The organism is Desulfobaculum bizertense DSM 18034 (assembly GCF_900167065.1).
Lineage (GTDB): Bacteria > Desulfobacterota > Desulfovibrionia > Desulfovibrionales > Desulfovibrionaceae > Desulfobaculum > Desulfobaculum bizertense.
The window spans coordinates 192040-214229 of record NZ_FUYA01000003.1 but is presented as its reverse complement, the minus strand read 5'-3'; the positions used below and the strand labels follow the sequence as shown (position 1 = coordinate 214229).

The 22190-nt window shown below is 52.8% G+C and carries 19 protein-coding genes; 6 read left to right on the top strand and 13 right to left on the bottom strand.

The window, feature by feature from the left end; all coding sequences use genetic code 11:
• The first annotated feature begins 12 nt into the window (after positions 1–12).
• Together B5D23_RS06010 and B5D23_RS06005 are read left to right on the top strand one after the other, a co-directional pair.
• Positions 13–627 (top strand): sensor histidine kinase, encoded by a 615-nt coding sequence (locus tag B5D23_RS06010; RefSeq protein ID WP_078684509.1) that lies wholly within the window; start codon positions 13–15, stop codon positions 625–627.
• A 15-nt stretch (positions 628–642) separates the two neighbouring features.
• Positions 643–1095 (top strand): response regulator, encoded by a 453-nt coding sequence (locus tag B5D23_RS06005; protein WP_233812890.1) that lies wholly within the window; start codon positions 643–645, stop codon positions 1093–1095.
• A 525-nt stretch (positions 1096–1620) separates the two neighbouring features.
• On the opposite strand, the gene B5D23_RS05995 is transcribed toward B5D23_RS06005, so the two are convergent.
• From B5D23_RS05995 to B5D23_RS05945, 11 genes are all read right to left on the bottom strand, one after another.
• Positions 1621–1947 carry a hypothetical protein gene (locus B5D23_RS05995; RefSeq protein WP_078684507.1) on the bottom strand — a complete coding sequence of 109 codons (327 nt, stop codon included), beginning with the start codon at positions 1945–1947 and terminating at the stop codon, positions 1621–1623.
• 298 nt (positions 1948–2245) lie between these two features.
• Positions 2246–3040: an amidohydrolase family protein gene (locus B5D23_RS05990; protein ID WP_078684506.1), complete on the bottom strand. Its 795-nt coding sequence runs from the start codon at positions 3038–3040 to the stop codon at positions 2246–2248.
• Positions 3041–3141: 101 nt separating this feature from the next.
• Positions 3142–3750, bottom strand: a complete 609-nt coding sequence (locus B5D23_RS05985; protein WP_078684505.1) for a 2-oxoacid:acceptor oxidoreductase family protein — start codon at positions 3748–3750, stop codon at positions 3142–3144.
• Positions 3751–3752: 2 nt separating this feature from the next.
• Entirely contained in the window at positions 3753–4580 is an 828-nt protein-coding gene (locus B5D23_RS05980) for a 2-oxoacid:ferredoxin oxidoreductase subunit beta (protein ID WP_078684504.1), read from the bottom strand.
• Between the two features lie 2 nt (positions 4581–4582).
• Positions 4583–5728 carry a 2-oxoacid:acceptor oxidoreductase subunit alpha gene (locus B5D23_RS05975; RefSeq protein ID WP_078684503.1) on the bottom strand — a complete coding sequence of 382 codons (1146 nt, stop codon included), beginning with the start codon at positions 5726–5728 and terminating at the stop codon, positions 4583–4585.
• The gene (locus B5D23_RS05970; protein ID WP_078684502.1) at positions 5725–5988 is read right to left on the bottom strand and encodes a 4Fe-4S dicluster domain-containing protein; all 264 of its coding nucleotides are present in this window, start codon (positions 5986–5988) and stop codon (positions 5725–5727) included. The genes B5D23_RS05975 and B5D23_RS05970 overlap by 4 nt, the downstream gene beginning before the upstream one ends.
• A gap of 351 nt (positions 5989–6339) precedes the next feature.
• Positions 6340–7287 (bottom strand): transporter substrate-binding domain-containing protein, encoded by a 948-nt coding sequence (locus tag B5D23_RS05965; protein WP_234985069.1) that lies wholly within the window; start codon positions 7285–7287, stop codon positions 6340–6342.
• Positions 7268–9034, bottom strand: coding sequence for a chloride channel protein (locus tag B5D23_RS05960; protein WP_078684501.1), 1767 nt, complete (start codon positions 9032–9034; stop codon positions 7268–7270). Before B5D23_RS05960 ends, B5D23_RS05965 begins: the two co-directional genes overlap by 20 nt.
• 25 nt (positions 9035–9059) lie before the next feature.
• Positions 9060–9419, bottom strand: a complete 360-nt coding sequence (locus B5D23_RS05955) for a hypothetical protein (protein ID WP_078684500.1) — start codon at positions 9417–9419, stop codon at positions 9060–9062.
• A 176-nt stretch (positions 9420–9595) separates the two neighbouring features.
• Positions 9596–12583 (bottom strand): hypothetical protein, encoded by a 2988-nt coding sequence (locus tag B5D23_RS05950; protein ID WP_144012562.1) that lies wholly within the window; start codon positions 12581–12583, stop codon positions 9596–9598.
• Between the two features lie 364 nt (positions 12584–12947).
• Entirely contained in the window at positions 12948–13709 is a 762-nt protein-coding gene (locus tag B5D23_RS05945; RefSeq protein WP_078684498.1) for a PAS domain-containing protein, read from the bottom strand.
• A gap of 253 nt (positions 13710–13962) precedes the next feature.
• Here B5D23_RS05945 and aroL point away from each other — a divergent pair, with 253 nt between their 5' ends.
• A complete protein-coding gene (gene aroL / locus B5D23_RS05940; protein ID WP_078684497.1) occupies positions 13963–14601 on the top strand; it encodes a shikimate kinase AroL in 639 nt (212 codons plus the stop codon).
• 541 nt (positions 14602–15142) lie between these two features.
• Here aroL and B5D23_RS05935 read toward each other — a convergent pair.
• Entirely contained in the window at positions 15143–16249 is a 1107-nt protein-coding gene (locus B5D23_RS05935; RefSeq protein WP_078684496.1) for a polysaccharide deacetylase family protein, read from the bottom strand.
• 108 nt (positions 16250–16357) lie between these two features.
• Here B5D23_RS05935 and B5D23_RS05930 point away from each other — a divergent pair, with 108 nt between their 5' ends.
• Positions 16358–17326, top strand: a complete 969-nt coding sequence (locus B5D23_RS05930) for a DnaJ C-terminal domain-containing protein (RefSeq protein ID WP_078684495.1) — start codon at positions 16358–16360, stop codon at positions 17324–17326.
• A 190-nt stretch (positions 17327–17516) separates the two neighbouring features.
• Complete coding sequence (clpB, locus tag B5D23_RS05925) at positions 17517–20111, top strand: ATP-dependent chaperone ClpB (RefSeq protein ID WP_078684494.1); 2595 nt, start codon at positions 17517–17519, stop codon at positions 20109–20111.
• A gap of 71 nt (positions 20112–20182) precedes the next feature.
• On the opposite strand, the gene B5D23_RS05920 is transcribed toward clpB, so the two are convergent.
• A complete protein-coding gene (locus B5D23_RS05920; protein WP_078684493.1) occupies positions 20183–21175 on the bottom strand; it encodes an HD-GYP domain-containing protein in 993 nt (330 codons plus the stop codon).
• Positions 21176–21710: 535 nt separating this feature from the next.
• Here B5D23_RS05920 and mraZ point away from each other — a divergent pair.
• Complete coding sequence (mraZ, locus tag B5D23_RS05915) at positions 21711–22172, top strand: division/cell wall cluster transcriptional repressor MraZ (protein WP_078684492.1); 462 nt, start codon at positions 21711–21713, stop codon at positions 22170–22172.
• The last annotated feature ends 18 nt before the right edge of the window (positions 22173–22190 follow it).

Below are 22190 nucleotides of genomic sequence, written 5' to 3'. Positions count from 1 at the left end.
AAGGGGAAAATCATGAGTGATCGGGACTGGACAGATGAATTAACCTGTTTTGGAAAAGTCGCCGCGAGCGTTTCGCACGAGTTTAAAAATCATCTGGCGACCATCCGTGAAAAGGCTGGCCTTTTGAGTGACTTGCTCGCTATGCAGGCCAGAGGGAAAGACGTGAGTCTCGCCCGCATTACTCAGCTTGCCCTTGACGTTCAGAAGCGAACCGTACACGCTGATGAGGCAGTGAAACGCCTGAACCGTTTCGCCCATAGCGTGGACCACCTGCGCGAAGAAGTGAACATGACAGAAGCAGTGGAGCTGGCTACGGGACTCTTTTTCCGCCTTGCGACCATGCGGGGCGTCGAGCTGAAAGTCCAGCCCGCCGACGATGTGATGGTTTTGGGATCTCCCTTTGCCATTCAGCAAATGCTGCTTGCCTGTCTGGATGCATGTACCCTGACCATGTCGGAGCACAGTGTGCTCGGCATCGGTCTGTTAAAAAAAGATGGGGATGCCGTTGTCCGTTTCGAAGGATGCAAGACCGTGGAGAGTGCTCCTCTGGTGGCGCTGACTCAGGCACAGCATGCCCGGTGTGACTCTGGCCCTGACTGGTTTGAATTGCATATCCCTATGGCGTAGAGGAGGAAATCTCTCATGCAGAGCCAATGCCCATCCATGATGGCTGTTCATGTTTTGCTTTGTGACGACAACAAAGAGTTTGTCGACACCCTCGCAGAACGTCTCCAAAATCGGAGCTTTAATGTTCATGTGGCCTATGACGGTCCCTCAGCACTGAAACTCGCCGAGGAACGCCGTTTCGACGCCGTTGTCCTCGATCTTCAGATGCCCGGTATGGACGGACTCGAGACCCTTGAACGACTCAAAGAATTTAACGAAGATCTTCAGATTCTGTTGCTCTCCGGCCACGCAACTATTCAACTCGGTATTGAGGCAATGAAACTCGGCGCTATGGACTTCATGGAGAAGCCCGTCGACATCGACCTCCTTACTGATAAAATTTGCGTCGCTCAGGCAAAACGCCTCGTCCTCGAAGAAAAGCACAACGAGGAACGCGTTAAAGAAATTATCGCCCGCACTGCGTGGTAAGCGTTTGATCGCTGCGCAGGTATAGAAGAAAAGAAGAGGAAGGAAAGATTGGGGGCCAGCCCCCAAACCCCCGCGTAAGGGAATGATTCCCTTACGTATCCTCATCGAGTTTAAAAGCCGTGCAAGCTTCGCTTGCACGGCTTTTAAACTTAATGGGGCTAGCGTCGAGAGCCTCTTTCTCTTTCCCGTGAGTTGCCTCCATTCCTTTTGAACGCCTTTCGGCGTTCAAAAGGAATAAGTGCGGTCTGGAAAAGGCAGAAGAACACGCGTTGAGGAAATTCCCCTAGCTCAAAAAATAAGGCTGATGGAGAGGAAAGCGAAGCTTTCATCCCATTCAGCCTTATTTTTTTTGAGCGATAGCGGGATTCCCAAGGGCCTCGTCCTTGGGCGGGGTCAAGGGGCAGCGCCCCTTGCAGGGGTTGGGGCAGCGCCCCAATAAAACAATACCCGCCCACCCGGGCTTGGGGCAGCGCCCCAATAAAAAAGGCCACTTTTTCAAGTGGCCTGAGGGTGCAGAGTTGTGAGTTACGCACAGAGCGCGGCGCTGTTGAGAGCGGAGCGTTGTGGAGCGATGCGGGCGACGAAGTCGTCGGTATCGTGCTGCTCTGGTATGCGATTTTGGAGGTGGATTTTCATCCACGGCTGTCGTCTCTGGAGAGCGAGATAGAGTCGCTCCAGTTCTTCAGTTGGGGTGCCATTTTCAAAGATGGCAGCGCTGTACCGCATCATGTGCGAGAAGTGGACAGCAAGTCGAACGCTATCAGCAAAGTCCACGTCAATACCGAGACGTGTCAGGCGCTCAACGAGCGCAGTGCGTTCGTTCGGGGTCGTGTTAACGATGAGAACGCGCATAAATCCTCCGGCGTCGTATAGTTCCAGTGCTGAAGCTGATTGAATACTCAGTCAGCTTGTGAGCTGGTTTTTTGGGGGTAGCACTGCCTTTTGAGAGAGTCCAGCAAATTAAATTGGTCGGACATTTTTTGGGAAAAAAGGGGAGTAAGAGCCTGAAAAGTATTGAGAGAGAAGGAATTTCAAGGAGTGACTAAGAATGGTAGGGGCAAATCTTACGCATGAGTTTGCACCGAAGGGGTAAAAAAAGACACCACGACATGAAGGGGGGTGGTGTCCTAAGCTTGTGAAAAGGGGGGAGCTATTCGCCGAGGAGGGCGCCTGTGTGGGCCATAATGTCCTCGAGTTCCTGCTGGGAGAGTGAGAGGCGTTTTTTGAGTTCGAGCATTTCCTCACCGGGGTCAGCGAGCGGATAGTCACTTCCGAAGAGAAATTTGTCTCGAGGGTGGCGGCGAAAGATTTCTTTGAGCTGGTCGTCTGGAATAAGGGAGAGGGTGCTGGACGTGTCAAAATAAATATTGGCGTCTGCGAGTCCGCTGTCGAGAACCCACTTCCAGTGATAGACGCCGCCAAAGTGCGCGGCGATGAGCTGGAGCTTGGGGAATTTTTTGTGCAGGGCGAGCACCTTGTACGGGTCGGTCGCATTCTGGCCGGGCGGGTTCTGGTCGCCGACGTGAAGCATAACGACAAAGCGGCCGCTCATTTCCTCAAAAATAGGCTCCATTTCTGGAGCGTCGAGGGAGTAGCCCTGAAAGTCTGGATGAAGCTTGATGCCACGAATACCAGCCTGCTGCAGGCGGTCCAAAGACCAGCGCCAGCGGTCAAAGCCGGGGTGAATGCTGCCAAACGAGATGACGTCGTCAGGAAAACGCTCGGCAAGGGCGATGGCCCAGTTGTTGGCGGGGATAACCTGAGCGGGAGTAGTTGCGGCAGTATGCACGACGGCTTTGTTGATGCCCGCACGATGAATGCGGTCCAGCAAATCAGTGATAAGACCAGAGCCTACTGCGGGAAGACCATAATGTTCTTCGAGCTGTACAAGAACCTTTTTAACGATTTTTGGATGAAATGCATGGGTGTGAACGTCGTAATACATAGCGCAAAAGTTGTACTCCTTTGCAATTAAAAGGCAAGTGGTTGCGGTGTAAAAAGCAGAAAGAGTGCAAGAAAAAGGCACCCCGGAGGGTGCCCTGTGCGCTATTTTTTTGATTTTGCTGGCGGATACAGGTCAGCCCATTCACTGGGCGGAGCCTTGTATTTCTCTTTTGCTGCGTCGTGGCCCATGCTGAACGCCTTGATGTTGATGTCCAGAATCTTTGCTGGAAGCGTTTGCTCCAGAGAGTTTTTCATGAGCTTGGGCTGGGCAAAGGGAAGCAGGAAGGAACAGGCGCCGAGGACAATGGTGTTCATGGCCTGAATAAGGCCGAGTTTGTCCTGCGCGAGTTCGCTAAAGGGGAGGCCCAGATACTGATTGGTGGGGACCTGCTTGACGAGCGTGTCGTTGACGAGAAGCACGCCGTTTGGCTTGAGCAGGCTGTAATACTTGTTGCAGGCCTCCTGAGAGAGGGCAACAAGCAGGTCGATTTTATCCGTCTTTGGGTAGCTGATGGACTCCGTGCTGATAACGAGATCAGAGCGGCTGGCACCACCACGGGCTTCTGGGCCGTAGCTCTGGGTCTGGGTCACGTTGAACCCATGCCCAAGGGCGAGGGCCTGCCCCATGATTTTGCCAAGCGTGAGGACGCCCTGACCACCAAGACCGGAAAGACATATTTCAAAACGCTGAAGCGTTGCGTGAGAGCTCATGCTTATGACCTCGCAAGGTTCTTTCGAAGTTCTTGATAGCGTTCTTCATAGGAGGGTTTGCCGTGCTCACAAAAAACGCCTGTCGGGATTTTTTCTTTGGCTTTTTCGGGGTCAAGGGCCTCGTAGCGCTCCTTGCTGATGGCGTTTTTCTTGAGCCATTCATACATCGCAATGGGGGTCTTGTACGAATTTTTGCGGCCATACTGAGTGTGACACGGGGTAAGCACTTCAACAACGCTCAGGCCGGGATGCTGAATGGCTTCTGTAATCATTTTGTCGAGAGCTTTGACGTGGAAAACAGTTCCACGCGCCACATAGTTTGCGCCAGCAGCGGAAGCCATGTTGACGATGTCGAGAGGCTCTTCGAGGGAGCCATATGGGGAGGTGCTGGTCCAGCTTGCCTGTGGGGTTGTGGCTGAACACTGGCCACCTGTCATGCCGTAAATGGCGTTGTTCAGAACGAGGACCGTCAGGCCGATGTTGCGGCGCGCGGCATGTATGAAGTGGTTGCCACCAATGGACATGGCATCACCGTCACCCGTGATGACAATGACATGCTGCTTGGGGTTGCACATCTTTATGCCGGAGGCGATGGGGATGGCGCGGCCGTGTACGGCATGCACCGTGTTGAAGTCGACATAGACGGCCATGCGGCCAGAGCAGCCAATACCGGCAACAATGGTGACGTCGTCTTTGGGAATTTCCAGCCCGTGAACACTGCGGATGAGTGAGCCAAGGGCGATGCCATGCCCACAGCCCGGGCAGTACACATGGGGGAACTTTTTGTCGTGCCGCAGGTAGTGATGAATGAGTTGGGTAATTTCTGACATGGCTAACCCTTCCTCAGAATGTCAAAGATTTGCTGGGGAGTGATGATGCGCCCGTCAATGCGGTTGATGGTCTGCACAATGGCGCGTCCCTCGTTCACGCGTTTTACCTCGCGGGATATTTGGCCCATGTTCATTTCTGGAACGATGATCTGCTTGCAGTTTCGCAGGAGGCTTTCCAGAGCCGTTCGGGGGAAGGGGAAGAGGGTTTCCAGAGTCAGCAGACCAGCTTTGACGCCAGCTTCACGAGCCTTGGTCACGGCAAGATGTGCGGAGCGGGCAACACTGCCGTAAGCCACGACAAGGGTGTCTGCATCGTCACACATGAATTCTTCCGTGATGGATATCTCATAAAAGAATTGGTCAATTTTGCGGAACTGGCGGTCAATGGCCTTGACCACTTCCGATGGTTTTGAAGTCGGGAAGCCTTTGTCGTCGTGAGTCAGACCGGTGACGTGGTAGCGATAGCCGGAGCCAATGGGAGGCATGGGCGGAACGCCACGAGTGGTTTCTTCAAACGCCTTGTACCATTCAGGCGGCATGGAGGGCCGTACGCGAGACATGATTTCGATTTCGCCGGGACCGGGAATGGTGATTTTTTCGCGAGTGTGAGCGGTGATTTCGTCGAGGAGCAGGATAACAGGAGTACGGAATCGCTCGGCAAAGTTAAAGGCTTTGACGGTCATTTCGAGGCAGGACTGCACGTCTGAGGCAGAAAGGACGATGATGGCGTGATCGCCATGCGTGCCCCAGCGAGCCTGCTGCACGTCGCCCTGAGCCGGGCTGGTCGGGAGTCCGGTGCTCGGGCCTGCGCGCATAACGTTGACCAAAACCAGTGGAACTTCTGTCATGCAGGCATAGCCAATAAATTCCTGCATGAGTGAGAAACCCGGTCCAGAGGTTGCGGTCATGGCTTTGCGCCCGGCAAGGGATGCCCCAATTACAGCGCCCATGCTCGCAATTTCGTCTTCCATCTGCATGAAAACACCGTCTGGACTCTTTGGCAGACGGGCAGACATGCCTTCCATGATTTCCGAAGACGGAGTGATGGGGTAGCCACCATAAAAACTGCACCCTGCGAGGAGTGCCCCCTCGACAACGGCTTCTGCTCCAAGAGCAAAAATTTCCTTTGAGCGGGTAATCTGGGTCATTGACTGCCTCCTGCCTCTTTTTTGGGCGCGTTCTGTTCAGCAGCGTGTGCTTTGGGCGTCACAACGATTGCGAAGTCTGGGCAGTGCAGCTCGCAAAAGCCACAGTTGATACATTCCTCTTCCCGCACCACTCGAGCACATCCAGCAACGGTGTCGAGCTCAAGCACCTTTCCGGGACAGAATGCGACACACAGCCCACATGCCTTGCACCAGTCGGGGTACACGGTGATGGTAGTTTGTCCTTTCTTGGGTTTGGCCATTTCCTTTCTCTCTGTTGCGGTAAGAAATTACAAAAACGCAAAAAAGCCAACCGTCAAAACGAGGTTGGCTCAGTAATGCCAATGCATTAGATGCTCATCTTGGAAAGAGACGCTCTCCTGAAATGCGGCATGGAAAAGAACAGATTTGTAATTTTCGTAAAAACTTTGTTCTTTGTATCTCGGGAGTGAACACTCAGCAATCATAATTTACCGCTTTTTTAAAAATGAGAATAAACGGTGAAGAACTGATTCACGTCGTGACGAGCAGATGCATTTTTATTGTAGAAAAAAGAGTACCATACATACCGGACTCTTGTGAACGAGAGAAAGGGCAATTGGGAAAAAAAGGACCTATGGTCTCAGAGTCCCCTTGCTGTCGGCATTTTTGAGCTGCCCCGGCCAGATTTCCATTTTCCAGTCTGTTGGAAGATACGTCGGTGTCCCTGCGCCAAACCAGCGGTTATAGATCTCCATGTATTCGCCGCGAAGCCATATCCTTGATAATGCATAGTTTATTCTGTCCCGGTATGCAGAATCGTTTTGAGGCAGGCCAATGGCGTATGGCTCATCCGACATGTAGGCCCCCACAATGTCCCAGAGATAGGGATTAGGATCGGCGGCCTTCAGCCCCAAAAGGATTGTCGAGTCGGTGCTGACTGCTGAGATTAGGCCCTTTTTGAGCGCCAGAAACGAGGCAATGTAGTTCGGGAATTCCCGGATATGACAGTTGGGCTGAATAGCGGAAAGGTTTTTTTCTGCTGTGGAGCCTTGGGTCACGCCAACGGTTTTGCCTGCAAGGTCAGAAATGCTCCTGATGCCTTGACCGTTGCGGACCAGCAGGCGCTGGCCGTCCATGAAGTAGGTCAGCGAAAAATCAATCTGGGATTCCCGGTCAAACTGGTGAGTCATGGCCGCAACGATGAGATCAATGTCGCCGCGCAAAAGCGCAGGGATGCGCTCCAGTGAGGAGACAGCCATAAAGCGCGCACGGAGTCCGAGGTCGGCGGCAATCGCTTTGCCCAGATCAACGTCAAAACCTTCAAGGTCGTTGGTGCGCGGATTAATAAAACCAAAGGGGTAAACTGTGCTCCGTACGCCACAGACCAGCTCGCCGCGCTGGGCCAGTTCGTCAAGCTTGCCTGCTGCATTGCCGGAGCAGCACAGCCCCAGCAGCAGGACGCAGGCCAGCAGAATGGAGCAGGCGCAGGAATGAAAAGAATATCGTTGTACCATGCGGGTAGCATGAAGCAGTGGGCCTGTGCTGGCAAGCCCTGTTTGCTTATGATTCCTGAATTTCACGCTTGAGCACTGCCTTGTCATAGGCCGCCAGAACATCACGTTGCGGAAGCGTTCCAAGCAGTCGGCGAGTCCCTCCTGACTCCACCACTGGGAGCTGTGAAATTCCGTGCTGCCCCATGATGGCAAGCGCGCTCTGGATGCTGTCCTGCGGGGTCACCGTAACTGGAGCTTTGGTACAGATTTTTCCGGCTGTGGTGCCTTTGCCAAAGCATTCTTCGTTCATGTAGGGGCGAATATCCCGGAAGGAAATGATGCCAGCAAGCAGACCCTTGTCATCAAGCACATGCAGGTACGAGGCATCATCAGAGCGGAAGGTCTGAATAATGTCGATGAGAAGCATGTCTTCCGGGATGGTAGCAGGGCCTTTGTACATGAATGATCCGACGCGCAGGGTACGCAGGATATTCTGTTCAAGGCCTCCGGATATGTCTATGCCGCGTTTTTTGAGCTTGAGGGTATAGATGGAACCGGATTTGATGGCCGAAGCCGTGAGCGTGGCAATAATGCAGGTGATCATCATGGGCAGGATGATTTTATAGTCACCTGTCATTTCAAAAAGAATGAGAATTGCGGTGATTGGTGCCTGTGTTGTGCCTGCGACGACTGCTCCCATGCCGACAAGGGCGTAGGCTCCGGAAGGGGCAACGTAGCCGGGGAACAGCAGCATGGCGAGCCAGCCAAAGAAGCCGCCAGTCATGGCTCCAATAAAAAGCGAAGGGGCAAAGATGCCGCCAGAGCCGCCAGAACCGAGCGTGCATGAGGTGGCAATAACCTTGGCAAAGACAAGGGCAAGCAGCATGAGGCCGGGGAGCCGTCCGTGCAGGGCAAGGTTCATGCTCCCGTATCCCACGCCAAAAACATGGGGGAAGAAAAAAAGTACGCTTCCCAGAAGCAGGCCGCCAAGACCGGGCTTTGTCCAGTCCGGCAGAGCAAGCCGCTCAAAAAAGTCTTCGGACGCATAGAGCACGGAAATAAAGAGCACTGCGGCAAGTCCGGCCAGTATGCCAAGGAACGGATAGATGCCGTATTCCCAAAAGGAATGGATTTCGTAGAGTGGGAGATTGAATGTTGGCAGGTCGCCCCAGTATGCGCGGGATATGGCCGTTGCGGTGACAGAGGAGAGCACCACCGGGCTAAAGGAACTCAGCCCAAAATCGCCAACGAGAATTTCGAGCGCAAAGAGTGTGCCTGCGATTGGGGCATTGAAGGTTGCGGCAATGCCTGCGGCTGCGCCACAGCCAACCATAGTGCGCTGCTCCATGACCGGAACCCGGAAGAGTTGTCCAAGGGTCGACCCAACGCTTGAGCCGATCTGAACCATTGGCCCTTCGCGCCCTGACGAGCCACCAGAGCCAATGCACACGGCAGAGGCAATGATTTTGACCAGTGCAACCCGTTTTCTGATACGTCCACCTTTCAGGGTGAGGGCTGACATAACTTCTGGAACGCCATGCCCCTTGGCCTCGGATGCGCCATAGCGGACAATGATGCCAACGATTAGGCCGCCAAGGGCCGGGAGGAGGAAAAGTTTCCAGCGGGCAAGGCCGCCATAAAAGCCCAGGATGTCTCCGGATTCTTGATAGAAAGCGTATTGTGCACCCTGGAGGATGTGGTGAAACAGGACTGCGCCAAGCCCGGAAAGTGTTCCGATGGCGATGGCGAGAAAAAGATTAAAAACGCGCCTGTCGAGGCAGATTTTGCGAAAGGTCACGAAAACATTGCGGCATGGGCGGAGCAGTTCGTTCATAGGCGCGGCCTCTCCTTGCTGCGTGTTATGTCGTACAGAAACAGGGCATTATCCGAACACTGAGACCCTTTGCGCTGAGTTCATGAGCCTGAATTTCGGCGCTTTTTTTACTGGAGTGTCGGGAATGAATCAGCTGTGCAGTGCCATTTTTATCCCAAATCCAGATGAAATCATACAACTCTACTTTTGCCTCGGCCACCTTTTGCTCGAGTTCAGCCCGGGCTTCGGCGCGTTCTTCTTCGCAGTCTTCGTCAACGCAGGCTCCACAGATAAGAACCCACCAGCTTTCTTCTGCCTCCTCCTGTGGGTGAAACGATATGGTCGCGTTGTGTATTGCGGGAATCATCGCGTCGATAACACTTTCGATGTCCTGAATTTTGAGCATGTCCCCTCCGGAGCCAAGTATATCCCTTTTCTTACTTGTATACTGTGCAGGAGTCTGGGGCAAAATTCAATATGAAAGCATGGCAAGGGCGTGTTCTCACGCAAGCTTTTGCATACGATTTCCCACAAAAAAAGGGGAGCAGTATACTCCCTTTCGTGTTTTAAATTGTTGATTGATTATTCTGTTGCTTTCTCGCTGACTGTTGAAAGCATATTATATTTGTATGCTATAGCGTAGTGCCAGTTTAGTTCGTCTTTCAGGCGTTTGGCAATGCGTCCTGCACTCACGCCGTCAAAGTTTTCGTGCTCAAAGAGTTGTCGGAGCTGCTCTGCACCAAAGCGGGAAAGGAGCAGCAGGAACAGGACTCCAGCCTGTCGAGCATCAAGGCGCAGGAAGTTCAGCGGGTGTCCGGTGAGGGTCTGGAGCGCGTTGATAAGGCGCAGATCCTCGACTTCCTTGGCGCAGGGCTTGGAAGAAGCGCTTTGTACAAGATTATTTAGGATGCCCTCAGGTTCTGTATCAAGCATGTCTCTGAGAGCTGTAAGAAGCTGTTCGACTTCTTCCTGTGGGCTACTGGCAAAGTATCGCTCTGCGGCCCGGTGCGGGGCATGACGCCGCAGGAGTTCATTGAGTCCGATAGTCTGTTTTTCTGTCTCAATCTGCTCCAGCGAGAAGTACACAGGCTTGAGAAATGGCGAGAGTGCTTTTTTCATCTTTTTGGAGCTAAGGCAGGAGTTCAGGAAAAGCAGGAGCCGCCCGCTGTGGCCAAAAAGGTCCGTGAGCCTGAGAGAGGGGGAAAGCAGGGTGGCGAGTGTTTTGACGTCCCGGCGGAATGCTTTGAGTCCCAGAGGAGTGCGAGGCAGGGCAAAGGCCTGTGCCAGTGCATCAAAAAAGGCATTGTCCATATGGTCAAGCGCGTCCTGGAGCTCTGTGCTTTCCTGCCCTGTTTTGACTGCCGTGTGGAGCAGGCTCAGGGATCGGTACCCTGTTTTGACCAGCTCAAGCTCTTCTCCTGCAAGAGCTGTCTCGTTGTTGATGTGCTGGCCAAGGGAAATTTCAAAATATGTCAGTACCTTGAAGAGATTCTTTTCCAGCGCATCGCTATGTCCATCCAGAAAGCTGCGGCCCAGTCCAATCTTGAGGCAGAGGCGTTCCAGTCTGTTTTTCATGGCCAGGAGCGTTTCCGCAGAAAGACTGCTGGCGGAACTGGCGTGTGGCGCTGGTGCTGTGGGGCTTGCTGTCAGGCTGTTGTACATCTGGATGATGTCCAGCATAAGCAGTGAGCGTCGCCGCAGAAGATCAAGCAGCTCTGTGCCTGTCAGGTTTTGATACACATCCGTGAGCGCGCCAGTCAAAGGGTACTCTTCATCCGGCCCTTCTCGCATGGCCTTGAGCAGAAGCTCGACCCTGTAGCGCTGAACTCCATGAAGGAAAGGTGACAGCAGCTCAAGGAGCTGGAGCGTGTTGACTGGGATTTCTGTGATGTCGCAGTGCGTCACCGCAAACAGTGTATTGAGAAGCTCTTTGTCATCAGCAGCGTTATCATCGTCGTTATGTGCTGCCTGCATGTTTTGGGAGACCTTGCGCAGGAACTGGCGGCGTTCTGTCTGGCCAAGCTCAAGGCAGATCCGTTCCATATCCTGGAGCACTGGAAGGTCTTTTTCGGAACTGCTTGCTTCCAGCATTTTCAGGAAGGCTGTAGGTTTTTCCAAAAAACGGCGGAACGAGAGCTTGCTGAGGCTCTTGTGTGTGTCCTTGAAACTGGAAAATTTTTCATACAGGCCGCTCATTGCATGGTGCAAGGCGCGCATTGCCGCGTCGGATTCAACTGTGACATGCAGAAAGCGTCCTGCGCTCAGGCCATTCGGCATGACTTCGGAAATATCGCAGCCTTCATCCTGCATTCGCACGAGCCAGTTGTAATCTTGCCGGAGTTTTTTTTCGCTCACTTTTCGCCGGGGAAGGGCGCTGAACGCTACGGCTGATTTGATGTCGTCATCGGTCAGGTCTTTGATGATGGAGCGGGCGAGTGCTTCGTTGATGTAGGAGGACAGGAAGAGTCGGCGAAGTTCGCTCAGCAGGCGAATGATGGTGTTTGTGCCCTGACGTTCTGGGGATTCTGAGGAAATTTCCGCGAGGGACTGGCTTCGGCAAAAGTCAAGATACAGGCAGATTTTGTCGATGTTTTCGGGCGTGCGCGAGATACTTTCGGCAATGAAATCAGAGCCGAGTCCAAGCTCAAGGCAGAGGCGTTGCAGCCGCGAATGGACGTGGTGAAATGCCTCGGGGCGGAGGCGTTCCCGTTTTTTATACTGCCATGTGCTGCTGGTCCATTCGTAGCAGCTGAGGATATTCTCGCCTTCCAGAATCCAGCGGGTGGCGGCGCCTCTTTCTTCAATTTTTTGCAGGACAAAAATATCGCTGCGGATATGGAGGTGCCCGCCTGCCCTAAGGCCCCAGTCCATGAGCTGGTCCAGTGTGAACTGGGCATCGTGCATGGAGCGGAGTCCATAGAGCCAGAGTTCCCCCTCAAGTTCAATGCGGGGCGAAGGCTGGCGCAAGAGCTGGCAGTTGATGTGCATATCGCCCTGGATGCGGACCTCATGGGCAAAGGTACTGTTGACGACCTGTGCCGCTCGCGCCACAAAATTTTTGCGGATGGTATGCACGTTTGGGATGATGGACAGCGAGAGCACGTCGTCCTTGAAGATCAGATCGCCAAGCCAGAAGCCGTCCCGGAACTGGATGCCGATTTCATCTGTCTTCTGGTCTTTTCCTATGCGCGTTTTGGGCGCAAGAAGATCAAGGAACTCTTGCCAGCGAGATTTTTCTTCCTCCGTATTGGGAATACGGATGTCTGGGAAAAAATTGATCGTATACGATTCTGAACCATCACCGATTGTCAGCGTGTTCAGGTAAGGAGATTTTTCGGCCGCAAGGGTTCGCTCCGCCTCTTCGATTGCAAGGTGGACGAGTCCCTGTGCTTTTTGTTCAAGTTTTTCAGCGGTTAAGCTGGCGCCGAGTTTACGAAGGACCTTTTGGACAAATTCAAGGAGCTTGGCCTTGGCAAGTTGCTCATCCTGATGGGTATGCAGTGCGGTGCTATACACTTTGGCAATACGGGTGAGCAGAGGATTGGATGCCGTCTTTTTGCGTGTCGTCATTGGTGTTGAGCTGTGAGGATTGAAGAAGAAAAAGTAATCAATAACAAATAAATATGGCGACAAAGGTACTGTGGAGAAAATCCACAGCAGAGAATACACGCAGCGTTGTTTTCTGTCACGACTTAAATGCTATGAATTGTAGACTCATCAATATAACAGTAAGATATAAAAGAGATAATTCTGTTGAATGTGTAAAATTCCCTGTGGCATTGTCTGTTTTATGAAAAAACAGAGTCGCATAGGGCATATCGGTACTTATGAGAAAAAGTACAGAAGGGCTGGATTTTTTGGTGGTCTTTGAGCGCGTGCCGCACACACTCTTTTTTGAGTGTCTCAGCGTTGCAAGGGGGGCGAAGCGGTCGGCCTATGATTCTCCCTTTTTAGGGGCAATTTGTGTTGCACAGCCTGCGTAGTACAGGAATTCCCCTTCTTCATCATGGACCTGGCTCACGTCCAGCCGAACAGAGATATGTTCGCCGTCTTTTTTTACAAAAGTCGTGTGGAAATCATTAACCTGTCCGTTTTGTTGGAGTCCTTTTATGAGGGCATCTCTATCCGAAGCGGTTTCATAAATCTCTTTGCCGATATTTTTAATTGTGTCAGTGACTTCTGCGATACTGTCGTAGCCAAGCAGGGTTGCGAGATTTTGATTGGCCTTCATGAAGCGGCCATTCGGGGTGGAGATATACAGCCCAACCGGGGCTATCTCAAAGAATTCCTTATAGCGTTGTTCGGCTTGCTGCAGGGCCTTGGCGAGCTTTTCTCTATAGCTATAGTCTGTATACACTGCGCAGATGCCATACGTCTTTTCTGCGAGGAGTACAGGGTAACCCACCGCCAGCACATGCAGTGGACGGCCGCTTTTATGTTTGCGTGTGGTTTGCATGCGGACTGTTTTCCCTCGCTGCACTCGTCCTGCCTGAAGGAAAATTTCCTCTGCCGCGTTATGCAGGGAGATATACGCCCCAAGCTTTTGGCCGAGTATTTCATCACGTCGGTAGCCAAAAAGTCTCGAAAACGCTGGGTTTATGTCCACGACGCATTCGTTTTGGTCGAGGATTGCTATTGCTTCCTGTGTATGGGCGTACAGGGCAAAGAGGGCTTGTCCTAGTATTTGCGGATTCATACAATTCTCCGTGCATCTCAGGATACAGTCAGGGACACCACACGATGGAACAAAGATTTTTCAGTCTTTCATAATTACCCTGTTTTCCCTTTTCTGTCAGCGCTCCTTTTGGCCTTTTCGTGTCTCTTTTCCCCCTTGGTTGCCTTTCATGTATCCTCACAGTACAAGTCTCAATACGTTTTTTGTGTTTTTTTGAAGACTCATGTCTGCGCGCAGTCTGCCCCACTTTTCCAAACTTTTTTGGAGTTCTTTTATGCGAAAAATCGTTCCTCAGAATCCCCTCAACAAGAAAATCGCTGTCGAAGACGAATCACGGTCGGTTGCCTTTGGAAAGGCTCCTGCGCCTGTTCCGTATACGTCCGAGACCAATATTTATTTAGTGGGTATGCGCGCCAGTGGTAAAACAACCCTTGGGAAGCTTCTTGCCCAGAAGCTCTCTCGCCCCTTTCTCGATACTGATGATGTTTTCGTGGAGCAGCACGGGCAGTCCATTGCCGACTTTGTCGCAGCCAACGGATGGGGTGCCTTTCGCGATGCCGAAGCAGAAATTCTTCGTTCGGTCTCCAAAAGCAAAGGGCAGGTGATTTCTACCGGCGGTGGCATGGTGCTTCGCCAGGAAAATCGTGAGCTGATGCATCGTTCCGGACCCGTTTTTTATCTCTACGCGGAAGTGCCCGTTTTGGTGCAGCGTCTTCAGGCTGATCCACTGCAGGATCAGCGGCCATCTCTCGCGCATTCCAGCCTTGAGGACGACCTGCGCGCTGCCTTTGCCGAGCGTGAGTCCCTATATCTCGGCGTGGCCCATTTCGTCCTCCCCGCTGTCGAATCACTTCAGGACACCCTCGCCGACGCCCTCGACAAGCTTCAGCTTTTGGCACGCGTTCGTAAGTAATATTGGGGGCACTGTCCCAGCTCGTGAGGCTGGATAGGTGGGAGGGGAGAGAACCGGGGCCAGCCCCAGCACGGTAGTGCTGGATGGGCGGGTGGGGGAAAATTGGGGGCCTGCCCCCAAACCCCCGCGTAAGGGAATGATTCCCTTACGTATCCTCATCGAGTTTGAATTCCCTTCACGCTTCGCGTGAATGAAATTCAAACTTGGGTGAGAATGGCGTAAAGAAGCTCTTTCTCTTTCCCGTGCGTTGCCACCATTTTCTTTTTGAACGCGAGCGTTCAAAAAGAAAATAAGTGCGGTCTGGAAAGGGCAGAAGAACACGCGCTAGGGAAACGCCACTAGGCCAAAATTAAAGGGCCGGATGTAAGGGAAAGCCAACGGCTTTCACACATCCGGCCCTTTAATTTTGGGCGATAGCGGGATTCCCAAGGGCCTCGTCCTTGGGCGGGGTCAAGGGGCAGCGCCCCTTGCAGAGGTGCGGGGACAGAGTCCCCGCCCACCCTAGCGCCCCGTGCAGAGCACGAGACGGAGTCTTGTTATCTTATTTGTTGTGAATCATGCCATACGCTTTGGCGACCCAGGTGTTGGAATACATGCGCAGACGTGACTTGAGCCAGGCCGCGCTTTTGTTCCGCACCTTGAAACGATGGGCGTGGTTTGCGGTGACGGAGGGCGGGTTAGGGCCGACCTTCGTGGTGAAGAGGACGGAGAATCCGATTTCTTCGGCGATGCGAACGGATGCTTCACAGCTTGCGCCCCAGGGCCAGGCGAGGACATTTGCAGGCCGTCCCAGTTCCTGCTCAAGAACGCGATGCGACGTGCGTAATTCCTCATAGACACGCTCTTCGAATTCATTCTGTGATTCATAGCGCCCGAGCTGGGATTCGGGGAGGGTCTTGAGTTGCTCCAAAAGCTTGCGTTTTCGCTTTTCGTCGCGAAAATATTCATGTGCTTCGTGCTTGTCCTGAGGGACTTCTTTTTCAATGAATTCGTAGAGGGCATCAGAAGGGCGGAAGGCGCGATGCTGCATTGAGGGGCCGTCCTCAAAACGGGGAAGACCATATATGACTTTCTCGTCAATGCGGTCAAAGGTGCGCTTGCGAACGCCGGGAGCGTAGAGGGAAGAGAAGGAGCTACTTTTGAAGACGGAGCGGTGAAAATGGGTGTGCCCGGCAATGGACATTGTGCCGTCGGCTTCCATGGCGCGGGCTTCTTTCCACGAAAAAAACATGTCGGTGCGAATGCGCAGGCCTTCCTGATTGGTGCGGAAGGGCTTGTTGACGGGCGGGAGCTGCTCATAATTGATGTAGCCATCCCAGACATCGGAGAGCGTTGGGCGCGGATGCTCGTCGTGCCCAATTTTGTTGGTGACGGCAAAGATGGTGCCTTTGTGCCCATGCTGTCGCAGGAGTGGCCACGCTGTGACATAGTTGTCGAGAAAGCCGTCGTCAAAAGTAATGAGGACGGATTTCTTGGGGAGTGGCTTTCCGTCGCGCAGATAGGCAACGGCGGAGTCGAGGCTAATACCTCTGTATCCCGCTTCAGTCATGGCGGTCAGGTGCGATTCAAAAACTTCCGGGTCCACGGCAATGGAGTTGGGCCAGGAGCTAATATAATGATACATGAGAACAGGGAGACTTTTCAGCATACGAATCCGTTCCTCTAACACGCTTGGATACTTGACTCTCGGTTCAGGCAGCTTATTTAGATACTGCCGAAAGGCGAGAATTCGCGGTAGCAAGGAGTGCTTAACGAGATGAGCGTTGAATATAAAAATTACTATGAAGTGCTGGGCGTCAAACGCGGCGACTCCAAAGAGGAGATCGCAAGGGCGTTCAAGCGTCTTGCACGAAAATATCATCCTGATCTGAATCCAGACAACCCAGAGGCTGAGAAGAAGTTCAAGGAGATCAATGAGGCCTATGAGGTCTTAAAGGACGACAAGAAACGCCGTCTGTATGATCAGCTTGGACCGAATTATCAACATGGACAGAACTTTGAGCCGCCGCCGGGCTTCCAGGGCTTTGGAGGAGGCGGAGCAGGTTTTGATGCTTCTGGCTTCAGCGATTTTTTTGAGACCATTTTCGGTGGTGCTGGTGGCGGTCACCAGAACCCCTTTGGTGGTGGTTTTGGTGGCGGCGGGGGATTCCATGCTGCACCGAGTAGAGGGCAGGATGCGGAAACCACGTTGCACCTGACGCTGGAAGAGGCGTTTCTGGGTGGGCGCAAAAGCGTCAGCCTTCAGGAGCGCGTTACCGGGCCAAATGGTATGCCCACAATGCGCACCAAGACGCTGGAAGTCAATGTCCCGAAAGGAATCAAGAATGGCGCACGGATACGTCTGTCTGGTCAGGGGCACCCCGGCCGAAACGGTGGTCCAAAGGGTGATTTGTACCTGCGTACAGCCATTCAGCCACACCCACGCTTTACACTGGACGGCCTGAATGTCGTTCTGGATTTGCCGCTGGCACCGTGGGAGGCTGCATTGGGAACACACGTTCAGGTGCCTACTCTGGATAAGCCTGTTGAGCTTAAAGTTCCAGCAGGTATCTCCAGTGGCCAAAAGATGCGCATTCGTGGCCGTGGCCTTGGTTCTGGAGCCAAACAGGGCGACCAGTTTGTGCGAGTGATGATTAAGATGCCAAAAAAAATGACAGATCACCAGCGTGAGCTGTGGGAATCTCTGGCCGAAGAGAGCGGAGAGTTTAGTCCGCGCGATTTTTAGGCCAGAATCTTGAAAATGTCCCGCCTGTGCACATGCGGGCGGGAGTGTTCCTGTTCGTCTTCTGGTGTAGAGTGAGAGCATATTCTCTCGCGGAAAGAGCTGGAAGACCTTTGTACATTCCTTCTGCCCGGGGTTTCCCTGGGCAGAAGTTCGCAGGCTTTGAGCCTGCAAACAAGCGGAGGGTTACGCTATGGATTTTAATTCGTTTACCCAAAAGTCCCAGCAGGCTGTTCAGGCCGCGCAGGATATCGCCATCCGCTTTGGCCACCAGAGCGTTGATGCCGAGCATCTCCTGCTGGCACTTGTTGAGCAGGAAGATGGGCTTGTTCCTCGTCTGCTTGAAAAAGCTGGGTATACGGCCAAGGCCTATACCGAGGCCTTGCGTCAGGAGCTTGGCAGAGTCCCGAGTGTTTCTGGTCCCGGCGCAAGTCCGGGGCAGGTCTATGTAACTCAGCGCCTGAATGAGGTTTTGCTCAAGGCGCAGGACATGGCCAAACGCATGAAGGACGAATACGTCAGCGTCGAACATATTTTTCTTGTGCTGTGCGAGGAACCCGCGTCGACGGGCGTGGGCCGCGTGAATCAGCAGTTCAAAATTGATAAGGACAAGATTCTTCATATCCTGACGGACGTGCGCGGCGCACACCGGGTGACCTCGGCAAATCCTGAGGAATCCTATGAAGCGCTGGAAAAGTATGGTCGCGATCTGGTGGAAGAAGCCAAACGCGGCAAGCTTGATCCCGTGATTGGCCGTGATGATGAAATCCGCCGGACCATTCGAATTTTATCCCGTCGGACCAAAAACAACCCCGTGCTCATTGGTGAGGCTGGCGTTGGTAAAACCGCTATTGTTGAAGGCCTTGCCCAGCGTATCCTCAAAGAGGATGTACCGGAGGGGCTGAAAAACAAAACGGTTTTTGCTTTGGATATGGGAGCGCTTATCGCTGGAGCCAAATACCGCGGTGAGTTTGAGGAACGGCTCAAGGCTGTGCTGGCAGAAGTCCAGAAATCAGACGGCCGGATTCTGCTTTTTATCGATGAAATTCATACCATTGTTGGTGCTGGCAAGGCTGATGGCGCAATGGACGCCGGAAACCTGCTTAAGCCGATGCTGGCTCGTGGCGAGCTGCACTGCATCGGTGCCACGACCATTGATGAGTATCGAAAATATATTGAAAAAGACCCGGCACTGGAGCGTCGTTTCCAGCCTGTGCTGGTGGAAGAGCCTTCTGTTGAAGATTCTGTATCCATTCTGCGAGGGCTGAAGGAACGCTTCGAAGTGCATCATGGCGTGCGTATTGCCGATGGCGCGATTGTTGAGGCTGTAACGCTTTCGCACCGCTATTTGCCTGATCGCCAGCTTCCGGACAAGGCTATTGACCTGATTGATGAAGCTGCGGCCATGATTCGTACAGAAATTGACTCACTGCCAGCGGAACTGGACGATTTGAACCGTAAGGTGACACAGCTTGAGATTGAGCGTGAAGCCCTGCGGCGCGAGACCGATGAAAAGTCTCAGGAGCGTCTTGGGAAGCTGGAGCAGGAGCTTGCTGATCTCAAGACTGAGCAGGCCAGCCTGACCATGCAGTGGGAAAAGGAAAAAGGTTCGATTGAAGGCAATCGCCAGCTCAAGCAGGATATTGAGCGAACCCGCCATGAGATTGAAGAAGCTGAGCGCGCTCTGGACTATAACCGCGCGGCTGAGCTGAAATACTCAACCCTGCCAGCGCTGGAAAAGCAGCTCAAGGCGCAGGGTGGTGAGGATGGCGATGAACGCCGTATGTTGCGGGAAGAAGTCGGTCCGGATGATGTGGCAAATGTCATTGCCCGCTGGACTGGTATCCCGGTGACGCGTTTGCTGGAGACAGAGCGCGACAAGCTTTTGCGGCTGGAAGACATTCTGCATAGCCGAGTGGTGGGGCAGGATGAGGCGGTGACCGCTGTTTCTGATGCTGTGCTGCGTGCCCGTGCCGGACTGAAAGACCCGTCGCGGCCCATTGGTTCGTTTATCTTCATGGGACCGACTGGCGTGGGAAAAACTGAGTTGTCCAAGGCACTGGCAGAAGCGCTGTTTGATACCGAGGAGAATATGATTCGCCTCGATATGTCAGAATACATGGAAAAGCATACGGTGGCCCGTTTGATCGGAGCGCCTCCCGGATATGTGGGCTATGACGAAGGTGGACAGCTGACCGAAGCTGTGCGTCGCAAGCCGTATTCGGTTGTGCTTTTCGATGAAATTGAAAAAGCGCATCCAGATGTGTTTAATGCTCTGCTCCAGATTCTGGACGATGGGCGTTTGACTGACAGCCACGGTCGTACGGTGGATTTTAAAAACACAATCATTATCATGACCTCGAACCTTGGTTCCCAGTATTTGTTGGACGGGATTGATAATGAAGGTCAGCTGAAACCCGGAGTGCAGGAACAGGTGATGGGTGCTCTGCGTGAGCATTTCCGTCCTGAATTCCTGAACCGTGTCGATGACATCGTGAGCTTTACGCCGCTGAGTGCGTCCCAGCTCAAGGAAATCATTGAATACATGCTGCGTGGCCTGCGGGAACGCCTTGCAGAGCGCGACATGTCGCTGGAGCTGACTGATGCGGCAAAGACCTTTATTGCCGAGACCGCGTATGAACCAGCCTTTGGCGCGCGTCCACTTCGCCGCTATTTGCAGAATGCCATTGAAACACCTTTGGCAAAGAAGCTGATTGCGGGTGAAGTCGAGGCAGGATCCACTGTCACTGTGGATCCTGGCGAAGAGGGTGGACTCGTTCTGCGCTAGGGTCAGAAAAAGAGAGAAAGAAAGGGAGCATGCAATGTCGCGTGCTCCCTTTTTTGTGTGCAGTCAGTGGACTACCAGTCGCCAAGAAGAATAGCGCTGGCGAGCTGGGACACAATGCGTCCATCAAATTTGTCGGAATGGTTCTTGAGTTCTGCCAAGGCTTCTTTGGGGTCCTTGGCGTCGGCATAGACGCGTTTGCTGGTCATGGCGCAGTAGGCGTCGGCAATGGCGCAGACCCGACCGAGTTTTTTAATGTCGCGCGTTTTGTTGGGATAGCCAGAACCATCAATGCGTTCGTGGTGCTGCATGGTACAGATCTGAATTTCTTCGTAGACCAGCCCCAGCTTGTGCGCCATTTTTGAACCGATTTTGGCGTGACTGTGGACTTTTTGCAGTTCGTCCTGCGTCAGAGGTTTGGTCTTTTTCAGAATGAACGATGGAATTTTGCTCATGCCCATGTCGTGCAGGAAGAGGGCAACCGCAACCTTGTCAAAGAGGCGGCGGGTAATTTCTCCGTTCATAATCTTGTAGAAAAGTCCAAGGCCCAGAATGCCACTGTTGAAACTGTGGCGGGCGAGGCTGTGCTCTGGGTGCAGGCGGCGAATGAGCGCCTTGATTCTATTGTGATCTTCCCAGAGGTACTCGGTCAGAACCATGAGGTCTGAGTAGAGCTTTTCATAGACCACCGCCACGGGCTGGAGCATAAACAGCTCAAGCTGGTCCGTGATGGCGTGTTGGAAAATTTCTGCAATTTCAGCTTCTTTGAGGTGCTCATCCTGCAAAACAAGGTCAAGCTGCTTGCTGATGTGCTTGGAGTAAATGGCGTGGTCGCTGCGGGCCAGAAAGATGTCGCCTTTGGCACAGAGTCCAGCAAGGATTTCCTGCTCTTCCTTGCTGATGCGTTCTCCAGCTTTTTTGAAGACAAGAACCTGAACGGTGTCTTCCTTGAGCTTGTACGTGGCAAGGGGCAGTCGGAATTTGGGGAAACTGGTGAGGATTTCAGGAGTAATCTGATAATACTCTTCGTCCAGTCCATTTGGGATAGAAGATTTCAGTAGTGCCATAAACGCTTGAACCTTGTGGTGGTGATGTGATCGAACATGGTAAAAAGCGGCCCGCATGTGCGGTTTACGCTCAGTAGCATATTTTGCATGGGTACGAAAGCTCTGAACAAGAGCACCGGAACATATAAAGTCGTGCAAATTGCAGGAGGTACAGGCTCTTTGTCGGCAGAAATACAAACTTGATAAGTTTGCTGTGGTTTTGAGCCGTGCCCTGTGGGAGTCGTGAGCCTTGGCAAAAGCTCTGCATTGTGGACCTTGGGAGTACAAAAACTCTGTGAAAAAAAGCGTTATCCAGCTTTGTTCTGTTTAGCCCGTTCTGTTGTGAAAAAAAATTGAACCTTGCATGGCTTTTTGTGCAGAGGGTGAAACGAGACGCATCTTCCCCGTTTTGTGGATGAAAAGACGAAAGGCATTTCCCACACGCCAAAAAACACGCCCCAATTCCGGAAAACAAGCTCCACGTCTTGCTTTTCTCCTTGACAGAATTACGGTGTTTGGTGGTATTTTGTGGTAAAGAGTGGGTATAGGTGCACTCATGATCACATACCGCGGCCATACATACAGAAGCCTCGACGCAAAGGGGCGTCTCATGCTTCCTCCAGAATACCGGTCCCTTGAGGACGGGGACTCTGCTGAGGGGGCTTTTATGCTGACAAATTTTGATGGCTGCGTGGTGGGATATCCCCTGTCCGAGTGGGAACGCATTGAGGACAGTTTTAATCAGATAAACATGCTTGATTCGCGGCTTCGCAACTTCCAGCGCTTTTTTATTTCCGGCGCAATGGACGTCAAAATCGATAAACAGGGACGAATCCTTGTGCCTCCGCATCTTCGCAAGTATGCAGGGCTTGACCGGGACGTTGTTGTCGCTGGTGTCGGACGAAAGTTCGAAATCTGGAATCAGGAAACTTTTGAAGCCAAACGGCGTGAAATGGAAGAATCTTTTGATGATGATCTTTCTGCCCTTGCAGAGCAGGGCTTTGAATTGCGCATATAACGGCTGGTGTGGAGGAGC

Excerpts from the sequence above, each read along its gene's own strand:
- B5D23_RS06010 (WP_078684509.1), top strand. The coding sequence starts at position 13 with ATGAGTGATCGGGACTGGACAGATGAATTAACCTGTTTTGGAAAAGTC.
- B5D23_RS06005 (WP_233812890.1), top strand. The coding sequence starts at position 643 with ATGCAGAGCCAATGCCCATCCATGATGGCTGTTCATGTTTTGCTTTGT.
- B5D23_RS05995 (WP_078684507.1), bottom strand. The coding sequence starts at position 1,947 with ATGCGCGTTCTCATCGTTAACACGACCCCGAACGAACGCACTGCGCTC.
- B5D23_RS05990 (WP_078684506.1), bottom strand. The coding sequence starts at position 3,040 with ATGTATTACGACGTTCACACCCATGCATTTCATCCAAAAATCGTTAAA.
- B5D23_RS05985 (WP_078684505.1), bottom strand. The coding sequence starts at position 3,750 with ATGAGCTCTCACGCAACGCTTCAGCGTTTTGAAATATGTCTTTCCGGT.
- B5D23_RS05980 (WP_078684504.1), bottom strand. The coding sequence starts at position 4,580 with ATGTCAGAAATTACCCAACTCATTCATCACTACCTGCGGCACGACAAA.
- B5D23_RS05975 (WP_078684503.1), bottom strand. The coding sequence starts at position 5,728 with ATGACCCAGATTACCCGCTCAAAGGAAATTTTTGCTCTTGGAGCAGAA.
- B5D23_RS05970 (WP_078684502.1), bottom strand. The coding sequence starts at position 5,988 with ATGGCCAAACCCAAGAAAGGACAAACTACCATCACCGTGTACCCCGAC.
- B5D23_RS05960 (WP_078684501.1), bottom strand. The coding sequence starts at position 9,034 with ATGAACGAACTGCTCCGCCCATGCCGCAATGTTTTCGTGACCTTTCGC.
- B5D23_RS05955 (WP_078684500.1), bottom strand. The coding sequence starts at position 9,419 with ATGCTCAAAATTCAGGACATCGAAAGTGTTATCGACGCGATGATTCCC.
- B5D23_RS05950 (WP_144012562.1), bottom strand. The coding sequence starts at position 12,583 with ATGACGACACGCAAAAAGACGGCATCCAATCCTCTGCTCACCCGTATT.
- B5D23_RS05945 (WP_078684498.1), bottom strand. The coding sequence starts at position 13,709 with ATGAATCCGCAAATACTAGGACAAGCCCTCTTTGCCCTGTACGCCCAT.
- aroL (WP_078684497.1), top strand. The coding sequence starts at position 13,963 with ATGCGAAAAATCGTTCCTCAGAATCCCCTCAACAAGAAAATCGCTGTC.
- B5D23_RS05935 (WP_078684496.1), bottom strand. The coding sequence starts at position 16,249 with ATGCTGAAAAGTCTCCCTGTTCTCATGTATCATTATATTAGCTCCTGG.
- B5D23_RS05930 (WP_078684495.1), top strand. The coding sequence starts at position 16,358 with ATGAGCGTTGAATATAAAAATTACTATGAAGTGCTGGGCGTCAAACGC.
- clpB (WP_078684494.1), top strand. The coding sequence starts at position 17,517 with ATGGATTTTAATTCGTTTACCCAAAAGTCCCAGCAGGCTGTTCAGGCC.
- B5D23_RS05920 (WP_078684493.1), bottom strand. The coding sequence starts at position 21,175 with ATGGCACTACTGAAATCTTCTATCCCAAATGGACTGGACGAAGAGTAT.
- mraZ (WP_078684492.1), top strand. The coding sequence starts at position 21,711 with ATGATCACATACCGCGGCCATACATACAGAAGCCTCGACGCAAAGGGG.